20 protein-coding genes and 2 pseudogenes are annotated in these 25,350 nt (G+C 72.3%); 14 read left to right on the forward strand and 8 right to left on the reverse strand.

All coding sequences use genetic code 11. The features are described 5' to 3' along the window. Positions 1-13: 13 nt before the first annotated feature. Genes ACFRFC_RS35320 through ACFRFC_RS35340 form a run of 5 tightly spaced genes read right to left on the reverse strand, consistent with a single transcriptional unit; the run spans position 14 to position 5,530 of the window. On the reverse strand, positions 14-1,315 hold the full coding sequence (locus ACFRFC_RS35320) for a nucleotide sugar dehydrogenase (protein ID WP_382680975.1): 1,302 nt from the start codon (positions 1,313-1,315) through the stop codon (positions 14-16). A gap of 12 nt (positions 1,316-1,327) precedes the next feature. Then, a complete protein-coding gene (locus ACFRFC_RS35325) occupies positions 1,328-2,281 on the reverse strand; it encodes a UbiA family prenyltransferase (protein WP_382680974.1) in 954 nt (317 codons plus the stop codon). Continuing rightward, positions 2,278-3,153: a class I SAM-dependent methyltransferase gene (locus ACFRFC_RS35330; protein ID WP_382680973.1), complete on the reverse strand. Its 876-nt coding sequence runs from the start codon at positions 3,151-3,153 to the stop codon at positions 2,278-2,280. Before ACFRFC_RS35330 ends, ACFRFC_RS35325 begins: the two co-directional genes overlap by 4 nt. A gap of 44 nt (positions 3,154-3,197) precedes the next feature. Beyond that, a complete protein-coding gene (locus ACFRFC_RS35335; RefSeq protein ID WP_382680972.1) occupies positions 3,198-4,325 on the reverse strand; it encodes a DegT/DnrJ/EryC1/StrS family aminotransferase in 1,128 nt (375 codons plus the stop codon). Next, positions 4,322-5,530, reverse strand: coding sequence for a DegT/DnrJ/EryC1/StrS family aminotransferase (locus ACFRFC_RS35340; RefSeq protein ID WP_382680971.1), 1,209 nt, complete (start codon positions 5,528-5,530; stop codon positions 4,322-4,324). The genes ACFRFC_RS35335 and ACFRFC_RS35340 overlap by 4 nt, the downstream gene beginning before the upstream one ends. Positions 5,531-6,021: 491 nt before the next feature. Between ACFRFC_RS35340 and ispH the strand changes: the two genes are divergently transcribed. From ispH to ACFRFC_RS35405, 13 genes are all read left to right on the forward strand, one after another. After that, positions 6,022-6,942 carry a 4-hydroxy-3-methylbut-2-enyl diphosphate reductase gene (gene ispH / locus ACFRFC_RS35345; RefSeq protein ID WP_382680970.1) on the forward strand — a complete coding sequence of 307 codons (921 nt, stop codon included), beginning with the start codon at positions 6,022-6,024 and terminating at the stop codon, positions 6,940-6,942. Positions 6,943-7,325: 383 nt separating this feature from the next. Beyond that, positions 7,326-8,297 (forward strand): polyprenyl synthetase family protein, encoded by a 972-nt coding sequence (locus ACFRFC_RS35350; protein WP_382680969.1) that lies wholly within the window; start codon positions 7,326-7,328, stop codon positions 8,295-8,297. Positions 8,298-8,433: 136 nt separating this feature from the next. Further along, the gene (locus ACFRFC_RS35355) at positions 8,434-9,525 is read left to right on the forward strand and encodes a hypothetical protein (protein WP_382680968.1); all 1,092 of its coding nucleotides are present in this window, start codon (positions 8,434-8,436) and stop codon (positions 9,523-9,525) included. After that, a complete protein-coding gene (locus tag ACFRFC_RS35360) occupies positions 9,515-10,555 on the forward strand; it encodes a sugar phosphate isomerase/epimerase family protein (RefSeq protein ID WP_382680967.1) in 1,041 nt (346 codons plus the stop codon). Before ACFRFC_RS35355 ends, ACFRFC_RS35360 begins: the two co-directional genes overlap by 11 nt. Further along, entirely contained in the window at positions 10,552-11,874 is a 1,323-nt protein-coding gene (locus tag ACFRFC_RS35365; protein ID WP_382680966.1) for a M20/M25/M40 family metallo-hydrolase, read from the forward strand. Before ACFRFC_RS35360 ends, ACFRFC_RS35365 begins: the two co-directional genes overlap by 4 nt. Next, complete coding sequence (locus ACFRFC_RS35370) at positions 11,871-13,055, forward strand: Ldh family oxidoreductase (protein WP_382680965.1); 1,185 nt, start codon at positions 11,871-11,873, stop codon at positions 13,053-13,055. The genes ACFRFC_RS35365 and ACFRFC_RS35370 overlap by 4 nt, the downstream gene beginning before the upstream one ends. After that, a complete protein-coding gene (locus ACFRFC_RS35375) occupies positions 13,052-14,032 on the forward strand; it encodes a Gfo/Idh/MocA family protein (RefSeq protein ID WP_382680964.1) in 981 nt (326 codons plus the stop codon). The genes ACFRFC_RS35370 and ACFRFC_RS35375 overlap by 4 nt, the downstream gene beginning before the upstream one ends. Then, positions 14,029-14,565, forward strand: a complete 537-nt coding sequence (locus tag ACFRFC_RS35380; protein WP_382680963.1) for a DUF6917 domain-containing protein — start codon at positions 14,029-14,031, stop codon at positions 14,563-14,565. Before ACFRFC_RS35375 ends, ACFRFC_RS35380 begins: the two co-directional genes overlap by 4 nt. A 13-nt stretch (positions 14,566-14,578) precedes the next feature. Continuing rightward, positions 14,579-16,540 (forward strand): 1-deoxy-D-xylulose-5-phosphate synthase, encoded by a 1,962-nt coding sequence (gene dxs, locus ACFRFC_RS35385; protein WP_382681112.1) that lies wholly within the window; start codon positions 14,579-14,581, stop codon positions 16,538-16,540. Next, positions 16,540-17,700, forward strand: a complete 1,161-nt coding sequence (gene ispG, locus ACFRFC_RS35390) for a flavodoxin-dependent (E)-4-hydroxy-3-methylbut-2-enyl-diphosphate synthase (protein WP_382680962.1) — start codon at positions 16,540-16,542, stop codon at positions 17,698-17,700. The genes dxs and ispG overlap by 1 nt, the downstream gene beginning before the upstream one ends. Positions 17,701-17,790: 90 nt before the next feature. Further along, entirely contained in the window at positions 17,791-18,735 is a 945-nt protein-coding gene (locus tag ACFRFC_RS35395) for an alpha/beta hydrolase (protein WP_382680961.1), read from the forward strand. 31 nt (positions 18,736-18,766) lie between these two features. Beyond that, on the forward strand, positions 18,767-20,170 hold the full coding sequence (locus ACFRFC_RS35400) for an NAD(P)/FAD-dependent oxidoreductase (protein ID WP_382680960.1): 1,404 nt from the start codon (positions 18,767-18,769) through the stop codon (positions 20,168-20,170). Further along, complete coding sequence (locus tag ACFRFC_RS35405; protein ID WP_382680959.1) at positions 20,167-20,877, forward strand: class I SAM-dependent methyltransferase; 711 nt, start codon at positions 20,167-20,169, stop codon at positions 20,875-20,877. The genes ACFRFC_RS35400 and ACFRFC_RS35405 overlap by 4 nt, the downstream gene beginning before the upstream one ends. Before the next feature lie 431 nt (positions 20,878-21,308). On the opposite strand, the pseudogene ACFRFC_RS35410 reads toward ACFRFC_RS35405, so the two are convergent. Next, a pseudogene (locus ACFRFC_RS35410) lies at positions 21,309-22,238 on the reverse strand (glycosyltransferase); the annotation flags it as partial. A gap of 282 nt (positions 22,239-22,520) precedes the next feature. Between ACFRFC_RS35410 and ACFRFC_RS35415 the strand changes: the two are divergent. Beyond that, complete coding sequence (locus ACFRFC_RS35415) at positions 22,521-24,344, forward strand: SulP family inorganic anion transporter (protein WP_382680958.1); 1,824 nt, start codon at positions 22,521-22,523, stop codon at positions 24,342-24,344. 17 nt (positions 24,345-24,361) lie between these two features. Here ACFRFC_RS35415 and ACFRFC_RS35420 read toward each other — a convergent pair. Further along, positions 24,362-24,544: pseudogene (locus ACFRFC_RS35420) on the reverse strand (universal stress protein); the annotation flags it as partial. After that, entirely contained in the window at positions 24,478-25,278 is an 801-nt protein-coding gene (locus ACFRFC_RS35425; RefSeq protein WP_383112684.1) for an Acg family FMN-binding oxidoreductase, read from the reverse strand. The gene ACFRFC_RS35425 and the pseudogene ACFRFC_RS35420, both read right to left, overlap by 67 nt. Positions 25,279-25,350: the final 72 nt, after the last annotated feature.

Raw genomic sequence — 25,350 nt, forward strand, 5'->3', positions numbered from 1 at the left:
CGGAAGTCGCGCCTCACAGGATCTCGACGTTGTCGGCGGGTGTCAGGCGCCGTCGGCAGTCCAGGACGTGCCGGGCGGTGCGCTGCACGAGGTCGTAGTCGAAGTCGTCGTGGTCGGTGAGCAGGACGACGGCGTCGGCGGCGGACAGCTCCCGCTCGGTCAGCTCCACGCGCCGCAGCCGTGATTCCCACGGCCCGGTGTCCCGTACATGCGGGTCGGCGGCGGACACCTGGGCCCCGGTGCGCAGCAGCAGTTCCGCCACGCGCAGCGCCGGTGACTCGCGGGCGTCGCCGCTGTTGCGCTTGTAGGCGAGGCCCAGCAGGAGTATCCGGGAGCCGTTCGCCGGGCGCCGGAGCCGGTTGAGGGCCTGGACGAGGCGCTGGACGACGTACTGGGGCATCTGGCTGTTGACATCGTTGGCGAGGTCGATGAAGCGGAAGCGGCGGCCGAGTTCGCGCTCGACCCGCCAGGAGAGATAGCGGGGGTCGACCGGCAGGCAGTGGCCGCCGACGCCGGGCCCCGGCGTGAACGGCATGAAGCCGAAGGGCTTGGAGGAGGCGGCGTCGATCGCCTCCCAGGCGTCCACCCCGAGTTCGTGCGCGATCACCGCCATCTCGTTGACCAGGGCGATGTTGACGTGCCGGTAGGTGTTCTCCAGGAGCTTGGTCAGCTCGGCGGTCCGCGGGTCGCGCACCGGCACGGTCCGCTCCACCACCGTGTCGTAGAACTCCGCGACCCGGCGCAGGGATGCCGCGTCCACACCGGAAATGATCTTGGGGGTGGTCTCCAGGGTCCAGGTCCGGTTTCCGGGGTCGATGCGCTCGGGGCTGTAGCCGAGGTGGAAGTCGGGGCCGGGGGCCAGCCCGCTCTCCTTGTGCAGCAGCGCGCCGAACACGTCCTCGGTGGTGCCGGGATAGGTGGTGGATTCCAGTACGACCAGCGCGCCCGGCCGCAGATACCGGGCGAGTTCGCGGGCCGCGTCCTCGATGAAGGTCAGGTCGGGGACGTCATCGAGCAGCGGGGTGGGTACGGTGACCACGGCCACGTCGAACTCCGCGAGGGCGGCGGCGTCGGTCGTGGGGTGGTAGGCCCCCGACTCCAGGGCCTTGCCCAGTCTGTCGTGGTCCACGTCCTCGACGTAGGAGTCTCCCGAGCGCAGCCGGGCGATCCGTGCGGCGTCGATGTCGTAGCCCACGACCGTGTGCCCCGCCTCCGCGGCCCGTACGGCGAGGGGGAGTCCCACATACCCCTGGCCGATCACCACCACCCGGCGTCCGTGGCGCGGTGCCGAGCCGCCGTTCGTCGTTTCGGACATCGTGGTGCCCTTTCAGCCGTTGTGCACGAGGAGCAGGTTGGCCACGATCAGGAGTACGACGCCCCAGCGGTGGATGGTGACGCCCTGCTTGCGGGCCGACAGCACCTGGCCCGCGACGAGCCCCTGGTACGCCTGGCGGGCGCGCAGGCACACCACGGGCAGCAGGAAGGCGCCGAACCACAGCGGCACCGCGTCCACCGCGAGGGCCAGGACGATCGCGCCGGTCTCGGTGAGGGAGAGCGCGGCGATGAAGCCCCGGTAGACGCGGGGGGAGACGCTCGTGGCCAGATTGCGCCGCCCCGCGTCACGGTCGCCGTCCACGTCGTTGATGTTGGAGTAGACGGAGACCATCAGGCTCCACAGCCCGAACAGGAAGCACTCCAGCCAGGCCACCCCGGTCATCCGCCCGTTCAGCAGGGCGAAGGGGATGAGCACGCACAGGGCGGTGCTGAGCCAGATGACCGTCTCCTGGCCGCCCCGGTAGCTGAGCTTGAGGCCGTACGAGTACTGCACGCTGATGACCACCGACAGGCCGGCCGCGGCCACGGCCCACCAGGGCCGGTGCGGTGCGAGGGCGAGGGCGAGGGCCCACAGCGCGGTGCCCGCCGCGGCGCAGGCCCAGCCGAAGCGCAGGGCCTGGCGGAGCGTCAGCCGGCCGTCGAGGAGCGGCTTGCGGTCGCGGGCGCGCAGGGTCTGCGCGGGGTCGTAGTTGCGGGCGTCGCTGCCGTCGCGCAGGCCGGTGACATCGTCCAGGGAGACGGTGGCCGCCACGATCCCCACCCAGCCCAGGTCGAACAGGACCAGGACCCACCAGGTGCCGGGCCGCCCCCAGGCCGCGGTGGGGAGCAGCGCCAGGACCACCAGGACACACAGGTAGTAGTCGAAGAAGGAGAGCTTCGCCAGCTTGGCGTACGCCCTGGCCCGGTCGCGGACCTCCAGGCGCACCGGTGCGTGGGCCGTGGTCATCGCCCCGCCTCTCCCCGGCCGTCCGTCCCACCGTCCGTCCCACCGGGCTTCCTCCCGGGCTTCCCGCCGGGCTTCCCGCCGGGCTTCCTGCCGACGGTGCTGATCAGTACCTGGCTCAGCCAGTGGTGGGCGGGGTCGGCCATCTCGGCCAGGGCCTGATCGATGCGGGCGTGGTCCAGGAGCCCGGCGTCGACGATCCGGCGCCGCATGAACTCCAGCCACAGCATGTAGTGCCTGGCCTGGTCGGAGCCGCCGCGCACCATCACGGCCCGGCCCTCCGCGGTGGCGTCCAGACCGGCGTCCAGGGCGAGTCGGAGGTTGACGTGACCGCCGCGCGGGTCGTGGCCGGACCGGCGCATCAGGCCGTATCCGGCGGCCCGCACGTCCTGGAGGAAGTCCTCGGAGAGGGACGTGCGAAAGAGCGTGGAGGAATCGGTGTCCTCCAGGAACAGCACCCCGCCGGGCCGCAGCGCCCGCACCATCCGGTCCATGGCGGCGGCCCGGTCGGGTAGATGCTGGAGCACCATCCGGGAGTGCACGAGGTCGAACGCCGCCTCGGGCAGTTCCTCGGTACGCAGGTCGTGCCGCACCACGTCCACCTGGGGCAGCTCGATGAGCGAGGCCAGCCGGCCGGTCTCCAGGTCGGTGGCGAGCACCCGGCCGGCGGGGCCCACCAGTTCCGCGAGCCGGCGCACCACGGAACCCGAACCGGCGCCGATCTCCAGGCAGCTCCAGCCGGGCGCCACGCCCAGCTTCTCCAGCCGTTCCAGGGTGCCCGGGTCCCAGATCGCCTCGTTGGTGCGCAGCCGCTCGGTCTCCTTCTCCCAGGCCGGGTCGAAGACGTACTCCTGCTGCTGGAGCTGCTCGGTCATAGGGGTCTCCAAGGATTCCGGCGCGCTCATGCGAGGAACCGCGCTCATGCGAAGAACTCACAGACGGTGTCCGCGATGAACTCCACCTCGGTGTCATCCAGGTGGGGCCAGATCGGGATGGCCAGATTGCGCGCGGATGCCTGCCGGGCGTGGGGCCAGCTGCCGTGGGGAGGGGCCCAGGGGGAGAAGGCGGGCTGCTCGGGCAGCGGCACCGGGTAGTAGATGTGCGTGCCGATCCGGCGCTCCGTGAGGTAGGCGCGCAGGTCCTCGCGGCGCTCCACGAGCAGTGAATAGACGTAGTAGCAGCGGCCGTTGCGACCGGCGGGCGGGGCGAGCACACCGCGCCCGCGCAGTGGCTCGAAGCGCTCGGTGTAGTGGTCGGCGATCACGGCCCGGCGTTCCAGACGGTCCGGGAAGCCGGGCAGCCGGTGCAGCTGGAACGCGGCCAGCACCTCGTCGAACCTGCTGTTCAGGCCGATGCGGTGATGCAGGAAGCGGTGCACGCCGTCCTGTCCGTGGTTGCGCAGCATGCGGCAGGCCCGCGCCAGTTCGGGGTCGTCGGTGAGGATCACGCCGCCCTCGCCCACGGTGCCGAACGCCTTGACCTGGAAGAAGGAGAACACCCCCAGATCGCCCCAGCGTCCGGCCGGCCGCCCGTCCAGCACCGCGCCCTGCGCGACCGCGGCGTCCTCGATCAGGGCGAGTCCGTGCTCATCGGCGATCGCCCGGAAACGCTCCATGTCGGCCATGATCGAGAAGACATGGGCCGGCATGATCGCCTTGGTGCGGGCGGTGATCAGCGCCTCGGTGGCGTCGGGGTCCAGGACCATGGTCCAGGGGTCGACGTCGGCGAAGACGGGGGTGGCACCCGCGTTGGCCACGGCACTGGCCACCGGCTGGCAGCAGAACGCCGGGACGATCACCTCGTCACCCGGTCCGATGTCCAGGGCCCGTACGGACAGCTCCAGCGCCCCGGTTCCGCTGCCGCAGGCGACGGCGTGTGCGGCGCCCGTCGCCTTGCACAGCGCGTCCTCCAGTTCGGCGGTGCGGTCGCCGAGGATGAACCGCTGACCGGCGCCCACGCCCAGCTCGCGCACGGTCGAGAGCAGGGTTTCGCGGTCGTCCTCGAAGAGGTCGGGCGGGAAGAAGGGCAGTGTCCTCATGGTCCTCATGCCGGGCCCCCTCGGTAGAAGCGGGTGATGACCTCGCACACCCGGTCCACGTCGGCGAGTGCGAGGTCGGGGTGGAAGGGCAGCGCGACCGTGCGTTCGCACGCGGCCTCGGCGTGGGGGAAATCTCCGCGGCGGTGGCCGAGTTCGGCGAAGCAGGGCTGTAGGTGCAGCGGGGTCGGGTAGTAGACCTCGGTGCCGATGCCTTCGCGGGTGAGCCGGGCGACCAGCTCGTCCCGGCGCTCCGCCTCGATCACATAGACGTAGAAGACCGGCTCGCCGCGGCCCTCCCGGTCGATGACGGTGGGCAGCCGCAGGATCCCCGGTACGTCGCGCAGCCGCTCGGTGTACGCGTCGGCCAGCTCGGCGCGTCGGGCGATCGCCGCGTCCAGCCGGGGCAGCTTGCCGAGCAGGACGGACGCCTGGATGTCGTCCATCTTGCTGTTGGTGCCGGAGGATCCGGACAGGTTGGAGATGCCGGCGATGTGGTCGACGGTGCGGCCCATCCGGCCGTGGTGGCGCAGGGTCGACACCCGCTCCGCGAGCTGCGGGTCGTCGGTCAGGACGGCCCCGGCGTCACCGAGCGCGCCCAGGGTCTTGGTGGGGAAGAACGACAGCACTCCCCCGTGGCCCAGCAGCCCGGCGTGCACCCCGCCCCGGCGCATCCCGATGGCCTCCGCGCTGTCCTCGACGACCAACAGATCGTGCCGCTCGGCCAGGGCGCCCAGTGCGGTCATGTCCGCGAGCTGCCAGAACAGATGCACCGGCATGACCGCCCGGGTGCGCTCGGTGAGGACGGTCTCCACGGAACGCGGGTCCAGGGAGTAGCCGTCCGGCTCGATGTCGGCGAACACCGGCCGGGCGCGGGCGAGGGCCACCGAGGACGCCGAGGCGACGAAGCTGAACGCCGGCACCACGACCTCGTCCCCGGGGCCGACCCCGCAGGCCCGGAGCAGCAGGACCAGGGCGTCCGTCCCGCTGTTCACCGCCACCACGTGCCGTGCCCCGGTGTAGGCGGCGAGCGCCTTCTCCAGCTCGGCGACCTGTCGTCCGTGGGAGAACTTTCCGCGATCGAACAACTCGTTCAGATGACGGCTGATATCCGGCCAGCACTCGGTGAACGTGCCCGCCTGGGTGAAGAAGGGGACCGACCGCTCTGTTACCGTTCCTAATTCGCTTCGCCCGGTGCTCCGAGTAGGAGAGATCACGCGTCAATCCTCCGTGTGGCGGGACGGGGATATGGATGGGCGGAGCTAATCAGGACCCCGTCATCAGCGACAATGGCAAACCCTTGTCAGTACCGGGCCGGCACTGACAAGCATCAGCTAGCCCCGGGGGCGAAGAGCGCGGAAGGGCCAGCCCAGGGGCGTTCCGGGCCAGCTCAAGCGAGAGGGCGCCGGCGCCCGAGCGGTCGGGGGACGCTTGACACCCGACCTTGTGGCCCCCCAGATTTGAGCTGCACCGCCGCACCGCATGTGTCTACAGAACGCAATCCGGACCGCGCGCGAGCCTGCCCGTTCAGCGGGCGACAGGGGATGTGCTTTCTTTGAAGTCGGCAGCTGATTCAATTAATTCAGTGAACTCCGTGAACCCGGCGAAATCCGTGAAATCCGTGAACTCGGCGAACTCGGTGGACTCTGCGAACTCGGTGGACTCAGCAGATTCTGGCCGCCCGGCGGAACTTCCGGTGAAGTCGGTCGTGCTCGCCGAACCTCGCAGTTTCTGCGCGGGAGTGCGGCGGGCCATCGACATCGTGGAAGTCGCCCTCGAACGCTTCGGCCCTCCCATCTATGTGCGCAACCAGATCGTGCACAACGAGCATGTGGTGAGCGATCTGGAGGCCCGCGGGGTGCGCTTCGTGGACTCCGCGGAGCTGGTGCCGCCCGGCGAGGTCTGCGTCCTGTCCGCCCACGGTGTCTCGCCGGAGGTACGCCAGGGCGCGGAGGCGCGCGGGCTGACCGTGATCGACGCCACCTGCCCGCTCGTGGCCAAGGTCCACCAGGAGTCCCGCCGCTTCGCCGAGGACGGCCGGACGATCCTGCTCGTCGGCCATGCCGAGCACGAGGAAGTGGAGGGCACGTACGGCGAGGCACCCGAGCGCACCGTGGTGGTGAGCACCGTGGAGGACGTACACGCGCTGGACCTGGCGCGCGACGCGCCCGTCGCCTATCTGACCCAGACCACCCTCGCCCTGGACGAGACGGAGGAGATCATCGAGGCCATGCGCGGGCGGTTCGACGATCTGCTCGGCCCCGGCAGCGACGACATCTGCTATGCCAGCCAGAACCGCCAGAACGCGGTCAAGGCGATCGCGGCCCGTACCGACCTGGTGCTCGTCGTCGGCTCCGAGAACTCCAGCAACTCCGTCCGGATGGTCGAGGTCGCCCGCACCGCCGGAACCGCCGCGCACCTGGTCCCCGGCCCGGACCACTTCCAGGAGAGCTGGCTCACCGGGGTGGACTCGGTCGGCGTCAGCGCCGGTGCGAGCGCCCCCGAGGTGCTGGTCGACGGCCTGCTGCGCCGGCTCGCCGACCTCGGGTACGGCCGGGTCGAGGTGGAGCGGACGGCCACGGAGAACGTGGTCTTCCAGCTGCCCGCGCTGTTGAAGGGGACGGGGTGAGTGCCTTGGCGGGTGGGGGGCGTGAGGTGGATGCGGCCTGGGGGTGTCCAGTGGCGGGTGGCGAGACGGTTGAGGGACGCGGTACGGGTGACGCGGGCGCTGAGGGGCACGGCCCGGGTGACACGGGCGCTGAGGGACACGGCCCGGGTGACACGGGCGCTGAGGGACACGGCCCGGGTGACACGGGCGCTGAGGGACACGGCCCAGGTGACACGGGCGCTGAGGGACACGGCCCAGGTGACGCGCGCGCTGAGGGACACGGCCCAGGTGACACGGGCGCTGAAAGGCACAGCCCGACCGACGCACCCCTTGAGGGACACGGCCCGGCCCGCGCCGACGTCCTGCCCCGGTTACTGGACGCCGTCCTGCGGCGCATCGACTCCGTGCTCGCCGGGGAGAGCGCGCGCTGGACCGCCGTCGACCCGCGGTGTGCCGCGTTCGTCGACGCCGTCACCGCGATCACCGTCGCCAAGGGCAAGCTGCTGCGCCCCCGCTTCTGTCTCCTGGGCCATCTCGCCGCGGGCGGCGACCCCGGGTCGGCCGACGCCGTGGACGCCGCCGCGGCGCTGGAACTCCTGCACAGTTTCGCCCTGTTGCGGGACGACGTACTCGACGACTCCCCGCTGCGCCGCGGCGCCGTCACCGCCCATGAACGGCATGCGGACGACCATCGGGCACGGCGGCTGCGCGGCGAGCCGCGGCGCTACGGCGAGGGGGTGGCCAACCTGGCCGCCGACCTCTCCCATGTCTACGCGGACCGGCTCACCCGCCGCCTCTCGGAACCGGCCCGCGCGGTGTGGGACGAGACCCGCGTCGAGGTCACCGTCGGCCAGTACCTGGACATCGCCGTCGCCGCCGAGGGGGTGGCCGACCCGGAACTCTCCCGGTGGATCGCCGTCTGCAAGTCCGGCCGGTACACCATCCACCGCCCCCTCCAGCTCGGCGCCACGATCGCGGGCCGGCCCGACCTCGCCGATGCGTTCGAGGCGTACGGGCTGCCGCTGGGCGAGGCGTTCCAGCTCCGGGACGATCTGATCGACGCCTTCGGCGACTCCGGGAACACCGGCAAGCCCACCGGGCTCGACTTCACCCAGTTCAAGATGAGTTACCTGCTGAGTCTCGCCGTACGACGCGATGACCGCATCCGCGCGCTGGCCGCCGCGCCCGCGGGACCCGAGGCGGCGGCCAGGATGCGCGCCCTGCTCATCGAGAGCGGAGTGGCCGATGACGTGGAGCGGCGCATCGCACACCTCGTCGACCAGGCCGGACAGGCCGTGGCCGAGGCGCCCCTGGTCTCCCGCTGGCGCGACGAACTGATGGATCTGACGGCCTCCGTGGCCTACCGCGACCGCTGAGAGGAGCCAGGCCGGCATGGAGCGCGCAGAGCAGCCAGCAGGGGCAGGGCAGCCGGCACCGGCAGGACAGCCGGCACGGGCAGGACAGCCGGCACAGGCACAGGCACCGGCACCGGCACCGGCACCGGCACCGGCAATGCAGCCAGGGGATGCGGCACCGCGAACAGAACAGGCAGCGCCCGTCGGTCAGCCCGCGCGGACGCTGATCATCGGGCTCGGCCGGGCCGGTCTCGGCCTGCACTGGGCGGTACTGCGCCGGCTGCGCGCCACCGGGCGGCACACGGATCTCTTCGATCCCGCGCCCGTCCTGACCCTCGACCCCGTGACCCCGGCGCTGCCCGTGGCGGCCGAGGGACTGCGGCACGTCTCCTCACTCGACCAGGCCCGCACCCTGCTCGACCCCGAGCGGACCGTCGTACACCTGTGCACTCCGCCGGTCGCCCGCCTCGGTCTGCTGCGTGAGCTGGCCGCCGCCGGGTTCCGCCGGATCGTCGTGGAGAAACCCCTGGCGTCCGACCGCGCGAGTGTCCGCGAGATCGTCGGCCTGTCCCGTACCGAGGGGCTGCGGCTGGCGGTCGTGGCACCCTGGCTGGCCAGCGCCCTGACCGGCCGGCTCGCCCGCCTCGTGGACGCTGGCGCCCTGGGCGCCCTGCGCTCGATCGAAGTACGGCAGTACAAGCCGCGGATGGGCCGCACCCTGGCCGACAACGGGCACCCCACCGCGTTCGACATAGAGCCTCCGCACTCCCTCGGTGTCTGTCTCCGGCTCGCCGGGCCCGCCCGTCTCACCGGTGCGGAGCTGGCGGACATGCGGATCGGTGACACCGTCGTCGCGGGGATGGGCCGGGCCGAACTCACGCTCCGCCACGACACGGTGACCAGCCGGATCGTCTCCGACCTCACCGCGCCGGTCCGGGAACGCCGCATCCAGCTGGACTTCACGGACGGCCAGGTGGTGGCGCACTACCCGGGCGCCGAGGACGACCACTACGCCCAGCTCCGGATCAGCCGCCGCGGACGCCCGGAGACCTGGGACGTCTTTCCCGACGACGCGCTGTCCACCTATCTCCTGGACACCTACCGCGCCCTGCGCGACGGCACGGATCTGGCGGCGCAGTTGCATCTCGCCTCGCGTGTGGTCGAGTTGCTCGCCGACGCCAAGGACCTGGCCCGCCGAGCCGTCCCGGCCGCCGGTCACACCGGACAGCGGGTGGCCCGTGCCGGCTGACATCGAACACCCCCTGGCGACCGGGACGGCAGCCGCGACCGAGGCGGCAGCCGCGACCGGACCGGCCCACCCACCACCCCCCGGAATCCGCTTCGCCGGCATCGGCGACGAAGCCGCCCCCGCCCTCGCCGAACAGATCCGGGCCCACCACCTGCTGGGCTGGTCCACCATCGAGCTGCGCGACCTCGACGGCACCGCCCTCGCCGACCTCGACGACGCCGCGTTCGACCGCGTCCGGGGGGCCCTCGACGACGCGGGCCTCGACGTGGTGTGCGTGGACTCCCGTATCGCCAACTGGGCCCGCCCCATCACCGGGGACTTCGCACCGGACCTGGCCGAGCTGAAGCGCCTGGCCCCGCGCTGTGCCGCGCTGGGCACCCGCTACCTCCGTGTCATGTCCTACCCCGACGACCCGGACGGCCGCCTCGGTGAACCCGAGTGGGGGCGTCGCGCCGTACGCCGGATGAAGGACCTCGCCCGGGTGGCGCGGGACGCCGGGCTCGTCCTGCTGCACGAGAACTGCGCGGGCTGGGCGGGCGCCCGCGCGGACCGCGCCCTGCGGCTGCTGGCGGAGGTCGACAGCCCCGCGCTCCGGCTGCTGTTCGACACGGGCAACGGCGTGGCGTACGGCTACGAGGCGTACGACCTGCTCACCGAGCTGGTGCCGTGGGTGGAGCACGTACAGATCAAGGACGCCAGGGGCGACGCGGACGACCCCGTCTACACCTTCCCCGGTGCAGGCGCCTGCCGCGTCGCCGACTGCCTGCGGCTGCTTCTCGACCATGGCTACACCGGTACGTGGTCCATCGAACCCCATCTGTCGGTACGCCCCCACGAGGGCCGGACCGACGCCGGTGACGACGGGGTGGCGCAGTTCGTACGCTACGGCCGCGCCCTGGAGCGACTGGCGGCGGGCCTGTCGGTCGCGGAGGATACGGCGGACACGGCGGACACGGCGGACACGGCGGACACGGCGGACACGGCGGATACGGCGGATACGGCGGATACGGCGCCGGAGGCCACCCGGTGACCCGGGCGAGGCTGAGCGGCGCGGAGCGCGAACTGCTGCTGCGGCTGCTGGAGCTGCCCACGGTCGGCCCCCTCGAAGGAGGGGGCGAGGGGGCAGGCGCGTGCCCCGTCGAGCCCCGCTTGTGGGACGCCCAGCGCGCCTACGCCGAGGCCGCCCGGCACATCGGCTTCGAGGTGGTGCACCACGCCCCCGCCGACCCCGCCGACCTGGTGGGCGACCATGTCCCGCTCGCCGTACGCGAAGCGGCCGCCGACCCCCGCTTCCTGGCCGTACAGCCCAGCCTGGTGCTGGCGCTCGGCCCCGCGCTGCCGCAGGCGGACACGGTGATGTTCAACGTCCACCTGGACACGGTCGCCGGTCTCGAACCGGTGGGCTTCGACGGGGAGGTCTTCACCGGCCGCGGCGCGATCGACGCCAAGGGCCCCGCGGTCGCGCTCCTGGCGGGCCTGCGGGCGGCGCTCGAATCCGTGCCCGGCCTTGCCTCCGGCACCCGGGTGCTCATCCAGGCGGTGTCCGGCGAGGAAGGCGGCGCCATGGGCGTGTTCGGCACCCGCCCGCTGATCCGCCAGGGCTGGTACGGCAGGCTCAACCTGTTCTGCGAACCCACCGGGATGCGGCTGCTGACCCGCTCCACCGCCGCCATGACCGCCTGTGTCCGGGTCGACGGGGACGACGCCATCGACGACCGCCCCGGCGCCGGGCACAACGCCACCGTGCTGCTCGGCCATCTGGCGCAGCGGCTCGCGGCCCGGCTGCCGGAGCGGGCCGGCGGCGGACAGATCTGTGTCGCGGGCCTGCACACCGGGCACCTCCACAACCGGGTGTACGGGACCGGCCGGCTGCTGCTCAACTGCTCCTACCCGGACCTGGCGACCGGCCGCTCACTGGCCACCGCCCTGGAGGACGAAGTCTCCGCCGGGCTACGGGAATTCGGCGACCTCTTCCGCACGCACCCCAATCTGGCCCGCACCGCCGCCGACGCCGCCGCCATCACCCGCGTCGAATGGCACAAGCGGGACCTCCCCGCGCTCGCCCCCGTGGACGACCCCTGGGCCACCGAACTGCTGGAGCGGCAGGCGGGCCTCGCCCGGTGGCCGGCCGACGAACCCGCGTTCACCTGCGACGCGCTGTGGATGTCCCGTCTGCCCGGCGCCTACACCGCCGTCCTCGGCCCCGGCGACCTGGACCACAACCACGCCCACGCAGCGGGTGAGTACGCCGCGTTGTCCGATCTCGAAGCCTTCGCCGGGGCGGTGCGCGATCTGCTCGTCCGCTTCGCCGCCCGGCATCACGCCGCACCGGGAGGAAGCCCACTGTGACCCAGAAGACCGACGCCCCAGCCACGCGCGGGGTGCTCGTCTCCCATGACGCCCTCGTCGCCTTCACCGCCGAGGTCTTCGCCGACCGCGGGGTACCCGCCCAGCGGGCCGCCGGCGCCGCCGAGGCACTGGTCCACGGAGATCTCGCCGGACTGACCTCGCACGGCCTGGCCAATCTCACCCGGCTGTACCTCCCGGCGATCGACGAAGGCCGTATCGACCCGGCGGCGGAGCCGGAGAAGATCACCGACACGGGCGCCGCCGTACTCCTGGACGGCCGCCGCTCGCTGGGCCTGTGGGCCGCGACCGAGGCACTGGAGCTGGCCGCGGACCGCGCGGAGTCGACCGGTATCGCCCTGGTGACGATGCGCAACGCCACCCACTTCGGCTGCGCGGGCTACCACACGGCCCGGATCGCGCGGCGCGGCATGGTCGCCGTGCTCGCCTCCAACTGCGGGCGCCAGCGCATCGCCCGGCCACCGGGCGGCCGGGCGGCGATGCTCGGCACCAACCCGTTCAGCGTCGCCGCGCCCGCGGGCGAGCACCCTCCCTACGCCCTCGACATGAGTACGACCGTGGTGCCCACCGGCAGGGTGCGCGCCGCGGCCCGCGCCAAAGAGCCGATACCGGAGGGCTGGCTGGAGGACGCCGAGGGACGCCCCGTGACCGATCCGAACGCCCTGGACCGCTCCGAGGGCTTCCTGCGCTGGCTCGGCGGCGACCCCGCCACCGGCGCCTTCAAGGGCTACGGGCTCGGCCTGATGGTCGAGGTGCTGGCCGCACTGGTCCCCGGAGCGGGACTCGGCCCCGCCCCGGAGGCGCTGGGCGGCGACGGCTCGCCCACCGGCCGGGACGACGACATCGGCATCACCGCGCTCGTCCTGGCCCCCGGCGCGCTCCGCCCGGAGCAGGACTTCCGGGCCGACTCCGGCGGGATGTTCCAGGCACTGCTCGACACCCCGCCCCTCGACCCCGCGTCCCCGGTGAGCTACCCCGGCCGGCCCGAGGCGCTGGCCGCCGCGCGCCACCGGGAACACGGCGTCCCGCTCTCCGCCGAGGGCTACGGCGAACTGACCGCCCTGGCCGCCGAGCGGGGCCTGGCCTTTCCCGAGGTCCGGTATCCCGAGGTCCCGGAAGCACAACCGACCGGAACCACCGCTCTCTCGGGAGGCGCCCGATGAACACCCCGCTGAACACCCCACCGAGCCCCCCACCGAACCCCCCACTGAGCCCCCGGCCGAACGACCGGACCCGCATCGGCATCATCGGCCTCGGCGTGATCTCGAAGTTCTACGTCGCCGCGTTCGACCAGCTCCCCACGCTGGACCTCACCGCCGTGTGCGACCTGCGGCCCGACGCCCTGGACCCGTTCCGCGCCACGGCCAAGTGCTACGACGGACACGCGGCCCTGCTGGCCGACGCCGGGGTGGACGCGGTGGTGGTCAACGTCCCCAACGACGCGCACGCGGCGGTGTGCGCCGACGCCCTCGCCGCGGGAGTGTCGGTCTGCGTGGAGAAGCCCCTCGCGACCAAGGGGACGGACGCCCACGCACTCGCCGAACTGGCCCGGAAACACGAGGTCACCCTCTTCACCTCCTTCCACCGCCGCTACAACTCCGCGGTGCTGCGACTGCTGGAGGAGGTGTCCGCGGCAGACGCCCCCGTGCGCTCCCTCACCGTCCGCTACCTCGAACGCATCGAGGACCACGCCGGATCCGACCGCTGGTATCTGGACGCCGACCGCTGCGGCGGCGGCTGTGTGGCCGACAACGGCCCCAACGCCTTCGACCTGGTCCGGCTGTTCCTCGGCGACACCGAACTGACGGCCGCCGACGTCGTACGCGACGCCGCCGGTACGGACCGCCGGGCCGACATCGCGCTGCGCGCGCCGGGCGGCGCGAGCGCCCGCGTCGAACTCGACTGGTCCTACGACGGCGAGGTCAAGGACGTCACCGTCGCACTGGCCGACGGCACCCGGCTCACCGCCGACATGCTCGACGGGCACACGGCGTTCAAGGGTTCGCTGTGGCACGAGTACGTCGGTGTACTGGCCGACTTCGACGCCCGTCTGCGCGCCGGGCAGGACAGCGCACGCGATGGGCTCGCCGCCCTCGAACTGGTCGAGGCCGTCTACCGGACGGAAGGAGCCACCAGGTGAACCCGCGTGAGGACGGCGCCAAACGGGTCGTGCCCGCCACCCTCGTCAAGGTGCTCACCCATCGCCGCGACGACCGGGGCATGTGGCTGGAGGAGTTCACCAGCCGGTGTGTACGCCGCGGTGAGGTGCATGAGCTGGTCTCCACCGACCAGGCGGGAAGCCCGCCGGGGGCGCGCATCGACCGGGTGGGCTTTCTGGGCTTCGCCGAGATCGACGGGGCCGGGGTGATCGACCGGGGTGACGAGGTGTGGGCGGACGGCCGCCGGGTGGGGACCGTGCTCGGCTTCGACTCCTGCCACTTCCCCAACCACTACAACGTACTGATCGCCGTCGACAGCCTGGTGACGGGCCCGGAACTGGGCCTGCGGCCGGAGGTGTCCGTCGTCTTCCGGCAACGACGGGCGGCCCCGCGCGTGGACCGGCCCGCGGGTCCACCCACCGGGCTGCCCGCAAAGGAATCCGTAGAGGTGTCCGTGGAGGAATCTGTAGAGGTGTCCGTGGAGGTGTCCGTAGATGCGGGAACCGGGAGCTGAGCCGACCATGGATCTGGATCTCCTCGAACGCGTCACCTGCCCGGCCGACCTGCGCGGACTGAGCCCGCGCGAACTCGACCGGCTCGCCGCCGAGACCAGGGCCCTGCTCATCGAGCGGGTGTCCCGCAACGGCGGGCACCTCGGCCCGAACCTCGGCGTGGTCGAACTCACCATCGCCCTGCACCGCGTCTTCGACTCCCCCCGCGACAGCGTCGTATGGGACACCGGCCACCAGGCGTACGTACACAAACTCCTCACCGGCCGGGTCGCGGACTTCGCGACGCTGCGCACCCGCGGCGGCATGTCCGGCTACCCCAGCCGCGCCGAGTCCGCGCACGACCTGGTGGAGAACTCGCACGCGTCCACCGCCCTGTCCTACGCCGACGGCCTGGCGCGGGCCCGGCGGGTGCGCCGCGAACCCGGCCATGTGGTCGCGGTCATCGGCGACGGCGCGCTGACCGGCGGCATGTCCTGGGAAGCGGTCAACAACATCGCGGCCGACCCCGACCGCCCGCTGGTCATCGTCATCAACGACAACGCCCGTTCCTACGCCCCCACCGTGGGCGGGCTCGCCAACCATCTCGCCGCGCTGCGTACGTCGCGCCGGTACGAGGAGTTCCTCCACCGGGCCAAGGACACCCTGCGGGGCCTGCCCGCCGTCGGCGACTTCGTGTGCCGGGCCGTGCACGGGGCGAAGAAGGGCCTCAAGGACTTCCTCACCCCGCAGGCCCTCTACGAGGATCTCGGCCTCAAGTACCTCGGCCCGGTCGACGGGCACGACCGGGCGGCCGTCGAGGCGGCACTGCGCCGGGCCCGCGCCTTCGGCGGCTCGGTGGTGGTGCACTGCATCACCGAGAAGGGCCGGGGCTACGCGCCCGCCGAGGAGGACACCAAGGACCGCTTCCACGCGGTACGGGCCGCTCCGGCACCCGGCGCGGCGAGCACCGGCGCCAAGCAGAGCTGGACGGCGGCCTTCGGCGAGGAACTGCTCGCGCAGGCGCGGCGGCGGCCGGACGTGGTCGCGCTGACCGCCGCGATGCTGGAGCCCACGGGTCTGCGGCCCCTGCAACGGGCCAGGCCCGGACAGGTCGTGGACGTGGGCATCGCCGAACAGCACGCGGTGACCTCCGCGGCGGGCATGGCCATGGGCGGTCTGCACCCGGTGGTGTGCGTCTACGCGACCTTCCTGAACCGGGCCTTCGACCAGGTCCTCATGGATGTGGCGCTGCACCGGCTGCCGGTGACCTTCGTGCTCGACCGGGCCGGGATCACCGGCGACGACGGGGCGTCCCATAACGGCGTCTGGGACCTGGCCACGCTCCAGGCCGTACCGGGACTGCGGATCGCCGCGCCCCGTGACCGGGCGAGTCTGCGACTCCAGCTCGACCAGGCGCTGGCCGTCGAGGACGCACCGACCGTGCTGCGCTTCCCCAAGGGAGCCCTGTCCCCGGAGCTGCCCGCGGTGGACCGGATCGCGGGGCCGGACGGCACCGGATCGCTCGACGTGCTCGCCCGTACCGGCGAGGACGTGTTGCTGGTCGCGGTGGGCGCGATGGCGGGCCCCTGTGTGGCGGCGGCCGGCCGTCTCGCCGACCGGGGCATCGGCTGCACGGTGGTCGACCCGGGCTGGGTGAAGCCGACGCCCGAGGCACTGGTACGGCTGGCCGGCCGGTTCGACGTCGTGGTGAGCGCCGAGGACGGTCTACGGACCGGCGGCGTCGGCCAGACCCTCGCGTCGGCGCTGCGCGACGCCGGGACGACACCACGGGAACTGCGGACCCTCGGTGTGTCCTCCGGGTTCCTGGAGCACGCCGGACGCACCGATCTGCTGCGGGACTGCGGTCTGACGGCGGACGGAATCGCGGACCAGGTCGAGGAAGCACTGGGGTGGTCACTGGCAGCAGGGGAAACGGTGAACCCGATGGACGGGGCGGCCGGGGCGGTCGACCGCCCCCCATTGAAGGGAGTGGTGTGATGACGACCGCGTCCGTAGCGCTCGGAATGCCGTCGATCCCCCTCAGACTGGCAGAACGCCGCAGGTCACGACAGATCCAGGTGGGTCCCGTCGCGGTGGGCGGGGACGCCCCGGTGTCGGTGCAGTCGATGACGACCACCCTCACCGCCGATGTGGACGCCACGTTGCAGCAGATCGCGGAACTGACGGCGGCGGGCTGCCAGATCGTACGGGTCGCCTGCCCCTCGCAGGACGACGCGGACGCGCTGCCGCAGATCGCCCGCAAGTCGAAGATCCCGGTGATCGCGGACATCCACTTCCAGCCGAAGTACGTCTTCGCGGCGATCGACGCGGGGTGCGCGGCGGTCCGGGTGAACCCGGGCAACATCCGCCGGTTCGACGACAAGGTGAAGGAGATCGCCAGGGCGGCCTCCGACGCCGGGACACCGATCCGCATCGGGGTGAACGCGGGCTCGCTGGACGCCCGGCTGCTCGCCAAGTACGGAAAGGCGACGCCGGAGGCGCTGGTGGAGTCGGCGCTGTGGGAGTGCTCGCTGTTCGAGGAGCACGGGTTCGGTGACCTCAAGATCTCGGTGAAGCACAACGATCCGGTCGTCATGGTCAGCGCCTACCGGCTGCTGGCGGCGCGGTGCGACTACCCGCTGCATCTCGGGGTGACCGAGGCGGGCCCGGCCTTCCAGGGGACCGTCAAGTCGGCCGTGGCGTTCGGCGCGCTGCTGGCCGAGGGCATCGGGGACACCATCCGGGTGTCGCTGTCCGCCCCTCCGGTCGAGGAGGTCAAGGTCGGCGCCCAGATCCTGGAGTCGCTGAATCTGCGCCAGCGACGCCTGGAGATCGTCTCCTGCCCGTCCTGCGGCCGCGCCCAGGTGGATGTCTACCGCCTCGCCGACGAGGTCATGGCCGGTCTGGACGGCATGGAGGTCCCCCTTCGCGTGGCCGTCATGGGCTGTGTGGTCAACGGCCCCGGCGAGGCCCGCGAAGCCGACCTGGGCGTCGCCTCCGGCAACGGCAAGGGCCAGATCTTCGTCAAGGGCGAGGTCATCAAGACCGTCCCCGAGTCGAAGATCGTGGAGACCCTCATCGAGGAAGCCCTGAAGATCGCCGAGCAGCTGGAAGCCGAAGGCACTCCGCCCGGAGAACCACAGATCACCATCACCTGACCACACGTCGGCAACCAACTCGGCAGATCAGACCAGACCAGATCAGGTCAAACCACATCAGGTCAGACCAGATCAGAGAGGCGCATCCCCATGAGCTCGGTCAGCTTCGACGTGACCCCCGCGCAGTCCCCCGGCACGACCTGGCACCTGGCCGCGGAACTGTCCCTCCCCGCAGGCGATCCGCCCGACACCGTCCAGCTCCTGCTGCCCGGGCTCACCTACGACCGCCGGTACTGGACCGCCCCGGGAGCCCATGACTACACCCGGCACGCCGTGGCCGAGGGCTACGCCGTACTCGCCCTCGACCGCCCCGGCACCGGCGGGAGCACGCACCCTCCGGCCGAGCAGGTCACCGTAGAGAGCAATGTCGACGCCGTGCACCAGGTGATCCAGGCCCTGCGCCGTGGCGCCCCCGGCATCCCGTCCTTCCGGCGGGTGGTCGCCGTAGGACATTCGCTCGGCTCCGGCATAGCCGTCATCGAGGCGTCCCGCCACCACGATCTGGACGCACTGGTCATCACGGGCCTGCTGCACGCGTTCGGCCCGCTGTACGAAGAGGCGGTACCGGCACTGCACCCGGCCGCGGAAGACGAGTTACTGGCCGGGACGGACCTGCCGGAGAACTACCTCACCACCCGCCCCGGCCGACGCGCGGCCCTCTACGAGCACCCGGGAGGCGTGGACCCCGGGCTCTCCTCCTACCACGAACACACCAAGTCGACGGTGACCGCGGGCGAGGGCTTCACCCTGGACGCCATCTACCGGCCGGAACCGGCGGCCGGCGTGGAGGTGCCCGTCCTGCTGGTGGTGGGCGAGGAGGACCGCCTCTTCGGGGGAGGCCGGCTCTCCACGGCCGACCCGGCGGCCGTCGCGGCACACGAGCGGAAGTTCTACACCGGAGCGCCCGATCTGGAGGCATTCACGGTCCCCGAGGCCGCGCACTCCCTCAACGTCCACCGCACCGCCCCGAGCTGGTACGCGGCAGCGCACCACTGGCTCGGCCGCCGGGTGCCCGCCACGGCGTCCCGCGCATGAGCGCCGGGGCGGCGAGAGGGAGGAGGAGGCCATGACCGGCCGGAGAGCGAGCCCCGGGGGCGGCCACGCGGTGGTGCTGGGAGGCAGCCTCGCCGGGCTCTGCGCGGCGGCGGCGCTGGCCCCGCACATGGACCGGGTCACCGTGGTGGAGCGGGACCGGTACCCCGAGGAGCCGCGCTGGCGCCGGGGGGTGCCCCAGGCACGGCACACCCACAACCTCCTGGGCGCCGGACAGCGGTCCCTGGAGCAGCTCTTCCCCGGCCTGCTGGGCGAGCTGCGGAGCTTGGGCATGGTCGAGGTCCGGATGCCGAGGGACATGCTCCTGCTGGTGGCGGGCGGCTGGGTGGACCGCTTCCCGAGCCGCCATGTGGTGCTGTCCGGCTCCCGCGATCTGCTCGACTGGGCCGTGCGGAGACGGCTGCTGAAGCTGCCGGGGGTCGAGATCCGCGAGGAGACGGAGGCCGTGGGCCTCATCGCGGCCCGGGGCGACGCGGTACGCGGGGTACTCCTGCGCGACCGCGACGCCTCGGCCCGCACGGGATGGGGAGAACCGTACGAGTGGGAGGCGGACTTCGTCGTCGACGCCACCGGCCGCGGCTCCCGCACCCCGGCCTGGCTGGAGAGCCTCGGCTACGGCGCACCCGCCGAAACGGTGGTGGACGCGGGCTGCGCCTACGCCACCTGCGTCTTCGCCCCTCCCCCGGGACACACCGCCGACTGGAAGTGCGTCCTGCTCCAGTCGACGCCCGAGGAGCCGCGTTCGGGCATCCTCAACCCGATCGAGGGCAACCGCTGGATGGTGTCCGTGGCGGGCCTGGGCGGTGAGCGCCCACCCCTGGACCACCAGGGCTTCGTGGACTTCGCCAAACGCCTGCGCAGCACCGCCCTGTACGACGCGATCCGCGACGCCGAACCACTGGGCGAGGTGTACGGATCGGGCCGTACGGAGAACCGCAGGCGCCATTACGAACGGCTGCCTCGCTGGCCCGACCGCTTCCTGGTCCTGGGCGACGCGGCCGGCGCCTTCAACCCGGCGTACGGCCAGGGAATCTCCGTAGCGGCACTGACCGCCCTCTCCCTCCACAAGGCACTGACCCAGGCCAGGCCCCGCGGCACCGACGCCATCCCGGACGGCCTCGCGGTGGCCATGCGCGCTCACGTCGCACGGCACGTGGACGCCGCGTGGATGCTGTCGGGCAACGCGGACCTGGCGTACCCGGGAGCCGCCGACGGCCCCCTGCCGCTGGCCGCGCGCCTGGGCAAGAAATACACCGACCGCCTGCTGAAGGTGGCGACGACCGACCGGACAGTGGCCACCGCTCTGCTGGACATGACCCACCTGCTGGCCCCGCCACACGTCATCCTCAGGCCGAGAGTCCTCGCCTCGGTACTGCGCGGCCCGAGAAACACCGACCCTTTGGAGGATCGCGCATGACGACGGTCGAGTCCCAACGCATGGTGAACATCTACCGCAAACGCGCCAAGCGCTACGACCTCACCTCGAACCGCCTCTACCTCATAGGCCAGCGCACGATGGCCTACAAACACCTGGCGCTGGAGCAGCTCGCCCTGCGCCCCGGCGACACGGTCGTGGACGCCGGCTGCGGCACCGGCCACAACCTCCCCCTGCTGGCCGAGGCGGTCGGCCCCACCGGCAAGGTCATCGGCGTGGACCTCACCGACGCCATGCTGGCCCAGGCCCAGGACCGAATACACCAAGCCGCCCTGACCAACGTCACCTTGGTCCAGGCCGACCTGACAACCTACGAATACCCCGAAAACGTCCGGGGCATCATCGCCTGCTTCTCCCTCACCCTCATCTCCGAGTACGCCAAAATCATCGAACGCGGCTATGAGGCCCTGTCCCCCGGCGGCCGCTGGGTGATCCTGGACTACCGCCTCCCCCACTGGTGGCCCAACCGCCTGACGCCCGCCCTGGGCCCCATGATCGCCCCCTTCGGCGGCGACACCAGCATGGTCGACCGCCACCCATGGGAGCCGCTCCAGAGGGGCGCCGAACGGCACCGGACGCTGACGCGTTATGGCGGCTGGGTCTATGTGGCGGTGGGGGAGGCGCCGACCCGCCGGGATCGGGACCGAGGCGGACCGGATCGGGGCGACAGCTGGCAGCAGGGGGGCTGAAACCAGCCGGGCCCGTCCGGACCGTGCTGATGCATGCCCCTTGATGTCGTTGTGCCTGATCAGAGCACACATGGTGGTGCAGGGCGTGCCGGTCCGTGATGCACAGTCCCAAGGCAACCGCGCTCCCCTTGCGCTCCCCTGGTGGTTGCTGGTGACAAGTTGGGGCCGCACAACGACCCGCCGTTAACGTCGATCCGCCTCTTGTCGTCGTGGGCGCCGACACAGGGGGCACCCGCACAGCGGGAACCGGCCACCAGAGGCCGCTGCCGCTGATCAGACGGCCTCCCACGTTCGTGGATCCGTGGACCGGAACCGGGGAAACAGGAGGTTGCTTCCCACCGGCCGTTTCAGCCGAAAAGCCTGCCTCTTCCAAAGCCGACGTCGCGGCCACGATGCTTTCAAGCTGGCTGCGAAGCATCACGTCGTACGGTCTACTTCCGCCCGCCGAGCGCAACGTTCAGCAGAACCTCCACCAGCCGGGACGCGGCATCGGGCTTCCCCATCGCGCGGGCAGCTGTCGCCATCGTCTCCCGACGCTGCGGGTCGGACAGGACCGGTTCCAGGGCCGCCCGCAGTGTGGGGGCGTTCACCTGCTCCCCGGTGAGTGCCACGGCGGCCCCGGCCCGCTGAAGGTGGAGGGCGTTGTGTTCCTGCTCGTTGCCCGCCGAGGAGGCGAGGGGGATGAGGAGGGACGGTTTACCGAGGGCGGTCAGCTCGGAGATGGTGCCCGCGCCACTGCGGGAGACGACGACGGAGGCGAGTGCGAGCACGTCGGGCAGCTCCGGACCGACGAATCCGTCCACCCAGTACCGGGCGTGCAGTTCGGGCGGCAACCCTGCCACGGCCTGCCGCGACTTGTCCACCCAGTTCGGCCCGCACTGGTGGATGACGTTGGCGGCGGAGAGCAGCCAGGGCAGGTTCTCGCGGATCAGGCCGTTGATCTGTTCGCTGCCCTGCGCGCCGCCCGTGATGTAGACGGTGGGGAGGGCGGGGTCGTAACCGCTCATGCCCAACGCAGGGACGGCCTTGGCCGCGTCGCCGGTGAAGACGGTGGGGCGGACGGGGTTACCGGTGACGACGGCGGAGGCTGCCACCGAGTCCGGCAGGAGGCTGAGGGAGTTCTCCGAGGACAGGGCGACGGCGGTCGCGGAGCGGGCGAGGACCCGGTTGGCGAGGCCGAGCCGTACGGTCTGCTCGTGGATGACCAGAGGCGTCTTCGTCGCGCGGGCGGCGAATCCCACGGGCACGGCGACGTATCCACCGGTGGAGAGAATCACGTCGGCCTGGAAGCGGCGGGCGATGGCGCGGGCCTCCAGCACGCCCTTGGGTACGCGGCCCATGTCCCGCATGTTCTCGGCGCTATCCCGTGGGGCGGAGCGCGCCGCTTTCACCGCCTATGCCCGTCCTCTGGGGCCCGCCGTGGGCACGGTGCCCCGAGCGTGGCCGTCAGCGCGCCGGGCGTTCTGCCCACGGCCGGGCCTCTCCCGCCCGGAGCGGCGTCCGGGCGAGCCTTGCGCGTGCACATTCGCTGCCGCATCCGGTCCGTTGGCCCGGGAACGGGACGGCCCGGCCCGGATGGCTCGGCCCGGTGTCATCGGCTGGCCGGGCGGAGGATGCTGGGGACAGACGGAGAGAGGCGGTCGATGTCGTCCCAGGGCACCGGCGAGGGCGAGGGCGCGGGCGTACCCCGTGCGCCGTGGCGTCGGCTGGTGCCCGGGGTGGCGGTGCTCGCGGGCTATCGGCGGAGCTGGATGAGGGGCGATCTGCTCGCCGGGGTCACCGTGGCCGCGTATCTCGTCCCGCAGGTCATGGCGTACGCGGGGGTGGCCGGGCTGGCGCCGGTCGCGGGGCTGTGGGGAATCCTGCCCGCCCTCGCGCTGTACGCGCTGTTCGGCACCTCCCGGGTGCTGTCGGTGGGGCCCGAGTCCACCACCGCGCTGATGACGGCGACCGTGGTCGGGCCCCTCGCCGCCGGTGACCCCGGCCGGTACGCGGCGCTGGCGGCGTCGCTCGCCGTGGTGGTCGGGCTGCTGTGTCTGGTCGCGCGGGTCGTGCGGCTGGGGTTCCTCGCCGATCTGTTCTCCCGGCCGGTGCTGATCGGCTACATGGCCGGGGTGGCGTTGATCATGATCGTGGACCAGTTGCCCCGGCTGGTGGGGGCGGGGTCATCGGGGACCGAGTTCTTCCCGCAGTTGTGGTCGTTCGTCCGGTCCCTGTCCCAAGCGCATCTGCCGACCGTTGTCCTGTCGGCCGTGGTCCTCGTCCTTCTCTTCCTGGTGCGTGCCTACGCCCCGGTGGTGCCCGGACCGCTGCTCGCCGTGGTCCTCGGGACGGCCGCTGTCGTCGCCTTCGACCTGGACGGGCGATACGGCATCGCTGTGATCGGGGAGGTTCCCTCGGGGCTGCCGGGCTTCGCCTGGCCGGGGCTGGGTGAACTGCCGCAGCTGCTGCTGCCCGCGCTGGGCGTGCTCCTCGTGGCGTACACGGATTTCGTGCTCACCGCGCGGGCGTTCGCGGGGCAGGTCCCCGCCGGGCAGGGCAAGGATCATACAAAGCCGGGACACGGCGGAGGGCGAACCGGCCCTGCGCGGGTGCGACGCGAGCGGGACGCCTTCGACGCCGATCAGGAGTTCCTGGCGCTGGGCGCGGTCAACCTCGGCGCGGGGGCGCTGCACGGCTTCCCGGTCAGCAGCAGCGCCAGCCGTACCGCGCTCGCGTCCTCGGCTGGGGCGCGGAGTCAGGCGTACTCGCTGGTGGCCGGGGCCGTCGTGCTGGCTGTGCTGCTCTTCCTGAGCCCGCTGCTCGCCCGCACGCCGTCGGCGGTGCTTGGCGCACTGGTGGTCTACGCGGCCGTCCGCATGATCGACCTGGCGGGTTTCCGGCGGCTGTCCGCGTTCCGTCGCCGCGAGTTGCTGCTCGCCCTTGGATGTCTGGCCGGGGTGCTCGCCCTGGACATCCTGTACGGCGTCCTGGTGGCCGTCGGGCTGTCGGTGGCCGAGCTGCTGACGCGGGTGGCACGTCCGCACGACGCGGTCGAGGGGCTGGTGCCCGGCGTCGCGGGAATGCACGATGTCGACGACTATCCGCGGGCACACACCGTCCCGGGGCTGCTTGTCTACCGCTACGACTCCCCGCTCTTCTTCGCCAACGCCCGTGACTTCCGCCGCCGCGCCCTGGCCGCCGTCGACGGGGTGGACGCCGAGACCGGCCCCGTGCGCTGGTTCGTGCTCAACACCGAGGCGAACGTGGAGGTGGACATCACCGCGCTGGACGCCGTGGACGAACTGCGCCGCGAACTCACCGGCCGTGGTGTCGTGTTCGCTCTGGCCCGGGTCAAGCAGGACCTGCTTGACCAACTGCGGGTGTACGGCCTCGCCGACTCGGTGGGCCCGGACCTGATCTTCCCGACGCTGCCGACCGCGGTGGCCGCGTACCGCCGCTGGGAGCGGGAGCATCCGGTGACCTGACCTGCGGTCGGACCGGCTCAGACCGGCTGGGGGACGACGGCGACCGGGCAGTGGGAGTGGTGCAGCAAGGTGTGCGCGACCCTGCCGAGCTGGAGCCCGAAGCGGCCGTGGGCGCGGCGGGCACCGACGACGATCAGGTCCGCGTCGGCCGACGCGTCGAGCAGCACCTGGTGGGCGGGACCCTCCACCGGCAGACGGCGGATCTCGGTGCCCGGGTACTCTGCGTCCACTCCAGGGGCTGGGAGGTGACCGAGGCGACCAGCCCGTCCGTGGTGGCCCGGAGCCAGACACGTTCGAGTGCCTGGCCCGCGCGCAGCCAGTCCACCGGCGCGTCGTGAGCGGTGCCCAGGAGCGCGAGACGGGGGTTGGCCTCGAAGGGTGCCCAGCCACGTCCCGCCACGGGACGCCCGGCGGCGAAGTCGCGCACCGGGCCCACCCCCGCACGCGGCAGCGGGCCGAACGCCTCCACCGGGACACCGTCGCTCGCTGTACCGTTCCTGCCCGTCGGCTCCGTGCGCGCCCACCGGCGCGTTTCCTCCCGCAGCCCCGGGTCGTGCGCCTCCAGGTCCTCCGCGTCCCCCGCCAGATCCAGGACCTCCCGCACGTGCCAGGCATCGGGGAACAGCAACTGCGCACCCTCGGCGGAGACCGCCTCGTACAGCCGCTGCCGTACTGCTTCGGCGATGTCCCGGTCCTCGAAGGGCAGCCGACTGGAGCGGCGCCGGACGACCGCCGGTGCCAGCAGGGCGAGCGCCGGGTCCGGTCTCCCGCCGCCGGTCGTCAGGATCTCGGCGAGGAGCGGGGGCCGAGCGGGGTCGGGCAGCAGCCGGATGGCCGGCGCCAGACCGGCTGCCGCGGCGGCGGCCCGCAGATTGAGCAGGGCGGCGCCGCAGCCGATGCGCAGACCGCGCCCGTCGGGGTCGGTGCGCGGCAGGGCACGGTCCGGGTCGGCTTAGAACTCCTAACAAAGTGGCCCTGGAATATGGGCAGTTGTGTGGTTGTTTGC

Source organism: Streptomyces sp. NPDC056734, assembly GCF_042790455.1.
GTDB lineage: Bacteria > Actinomycetota > Actinomycetes > Streptomycetales > Streptomycetaceae > Streptomyces.

What these genes read in the sequence shown, in the direction of transcription:
- ACFRFC_RS35320 (WP_382680975.1), bottom strand. Translation starts at nt 1,315, where the DNA reads ATGTCCGAAACGACGAACGGCGGCTCGGCACCGCGCCACGGACGCCGG.
- ACFRFC_RS35335 (WP_382680972.1), bottom strand. Translation starts at nt 4,325, where the DNA reads ATGAGGACCATGAGGACACTGCCCTTCTTCCCGCCCGACCTCTTCGAG.
- ACFRFC_RS35405 (WP_382680959.1), top strand. Translation starts at nt 20,167, where the DNA reads ATGACGACGGTCGAGTCCCAACGCATGGTGAACATCTACCGCAAACGC.
- ispG (WP_382680962.1), top strand. Translation starts at nt 16,540, where the DNA reads ATGACGACCGCGTCCGTAGCGCTCGGAATGCCGTCGATCCCCCTCAGA.
- ACFRFC_RS35355 (WP_382680968.1), top strand. Translation starts at nt 8,434, where the DNA reads ATGCAGCCAGGGGATGCGGCACCGCGAACAGAACAGGCAGCGCCCGTC.
- ACFRFC_RS35400 (WP_382680960.1), top strand. Translation starts at nt 18,767, where the DNA reads ATGACCGGCCGGAGAGCGAGCCCCGGGGGCGGCCACGCGGTGGTGCTG.
- ACFRFC_RS35330 (WP_382680973.1), bottom strand. Translation starts at nt 3,153, where the DNA reads ATGACCGAGCAGCTCCAGCAGCAGGAGTACGTCTTCGACCCGGCCTGG.
- ACFRFC_RS35325 (WP_382680974.1), bottom strand. Translation starts at nt 2,281, where the DNA reads ATGACCACGGCCCACGCACCGGTGCGCCTGGAGGTCCGCGACCGGGCC.
- ACFRFC_RS35395 (WP_382680961.1), top strand. Translation starts at nt 17,791, where the DNA reads ATGAGCTCGGTCAGCTTCGACGTGACCCCCGCGCAGTCCCCCGGCACG.
- ACFRFC_RS35415 (WP_382680958.1), top strand. Translation starts at nt 22,521, where the DNA reads ATGTCGTCCCAGGGCACCGGCGAGGGCGAGGGCGCGGGCGTACCCCGT.
- ACFRFC_RS35375 (WP_382680964.1), top strand. Translation starts at nt 13,052, where the DNA reads ATGAACACCCCGCTGAACACCCCACCGAGCCCCCCACCGAACCCCCCA.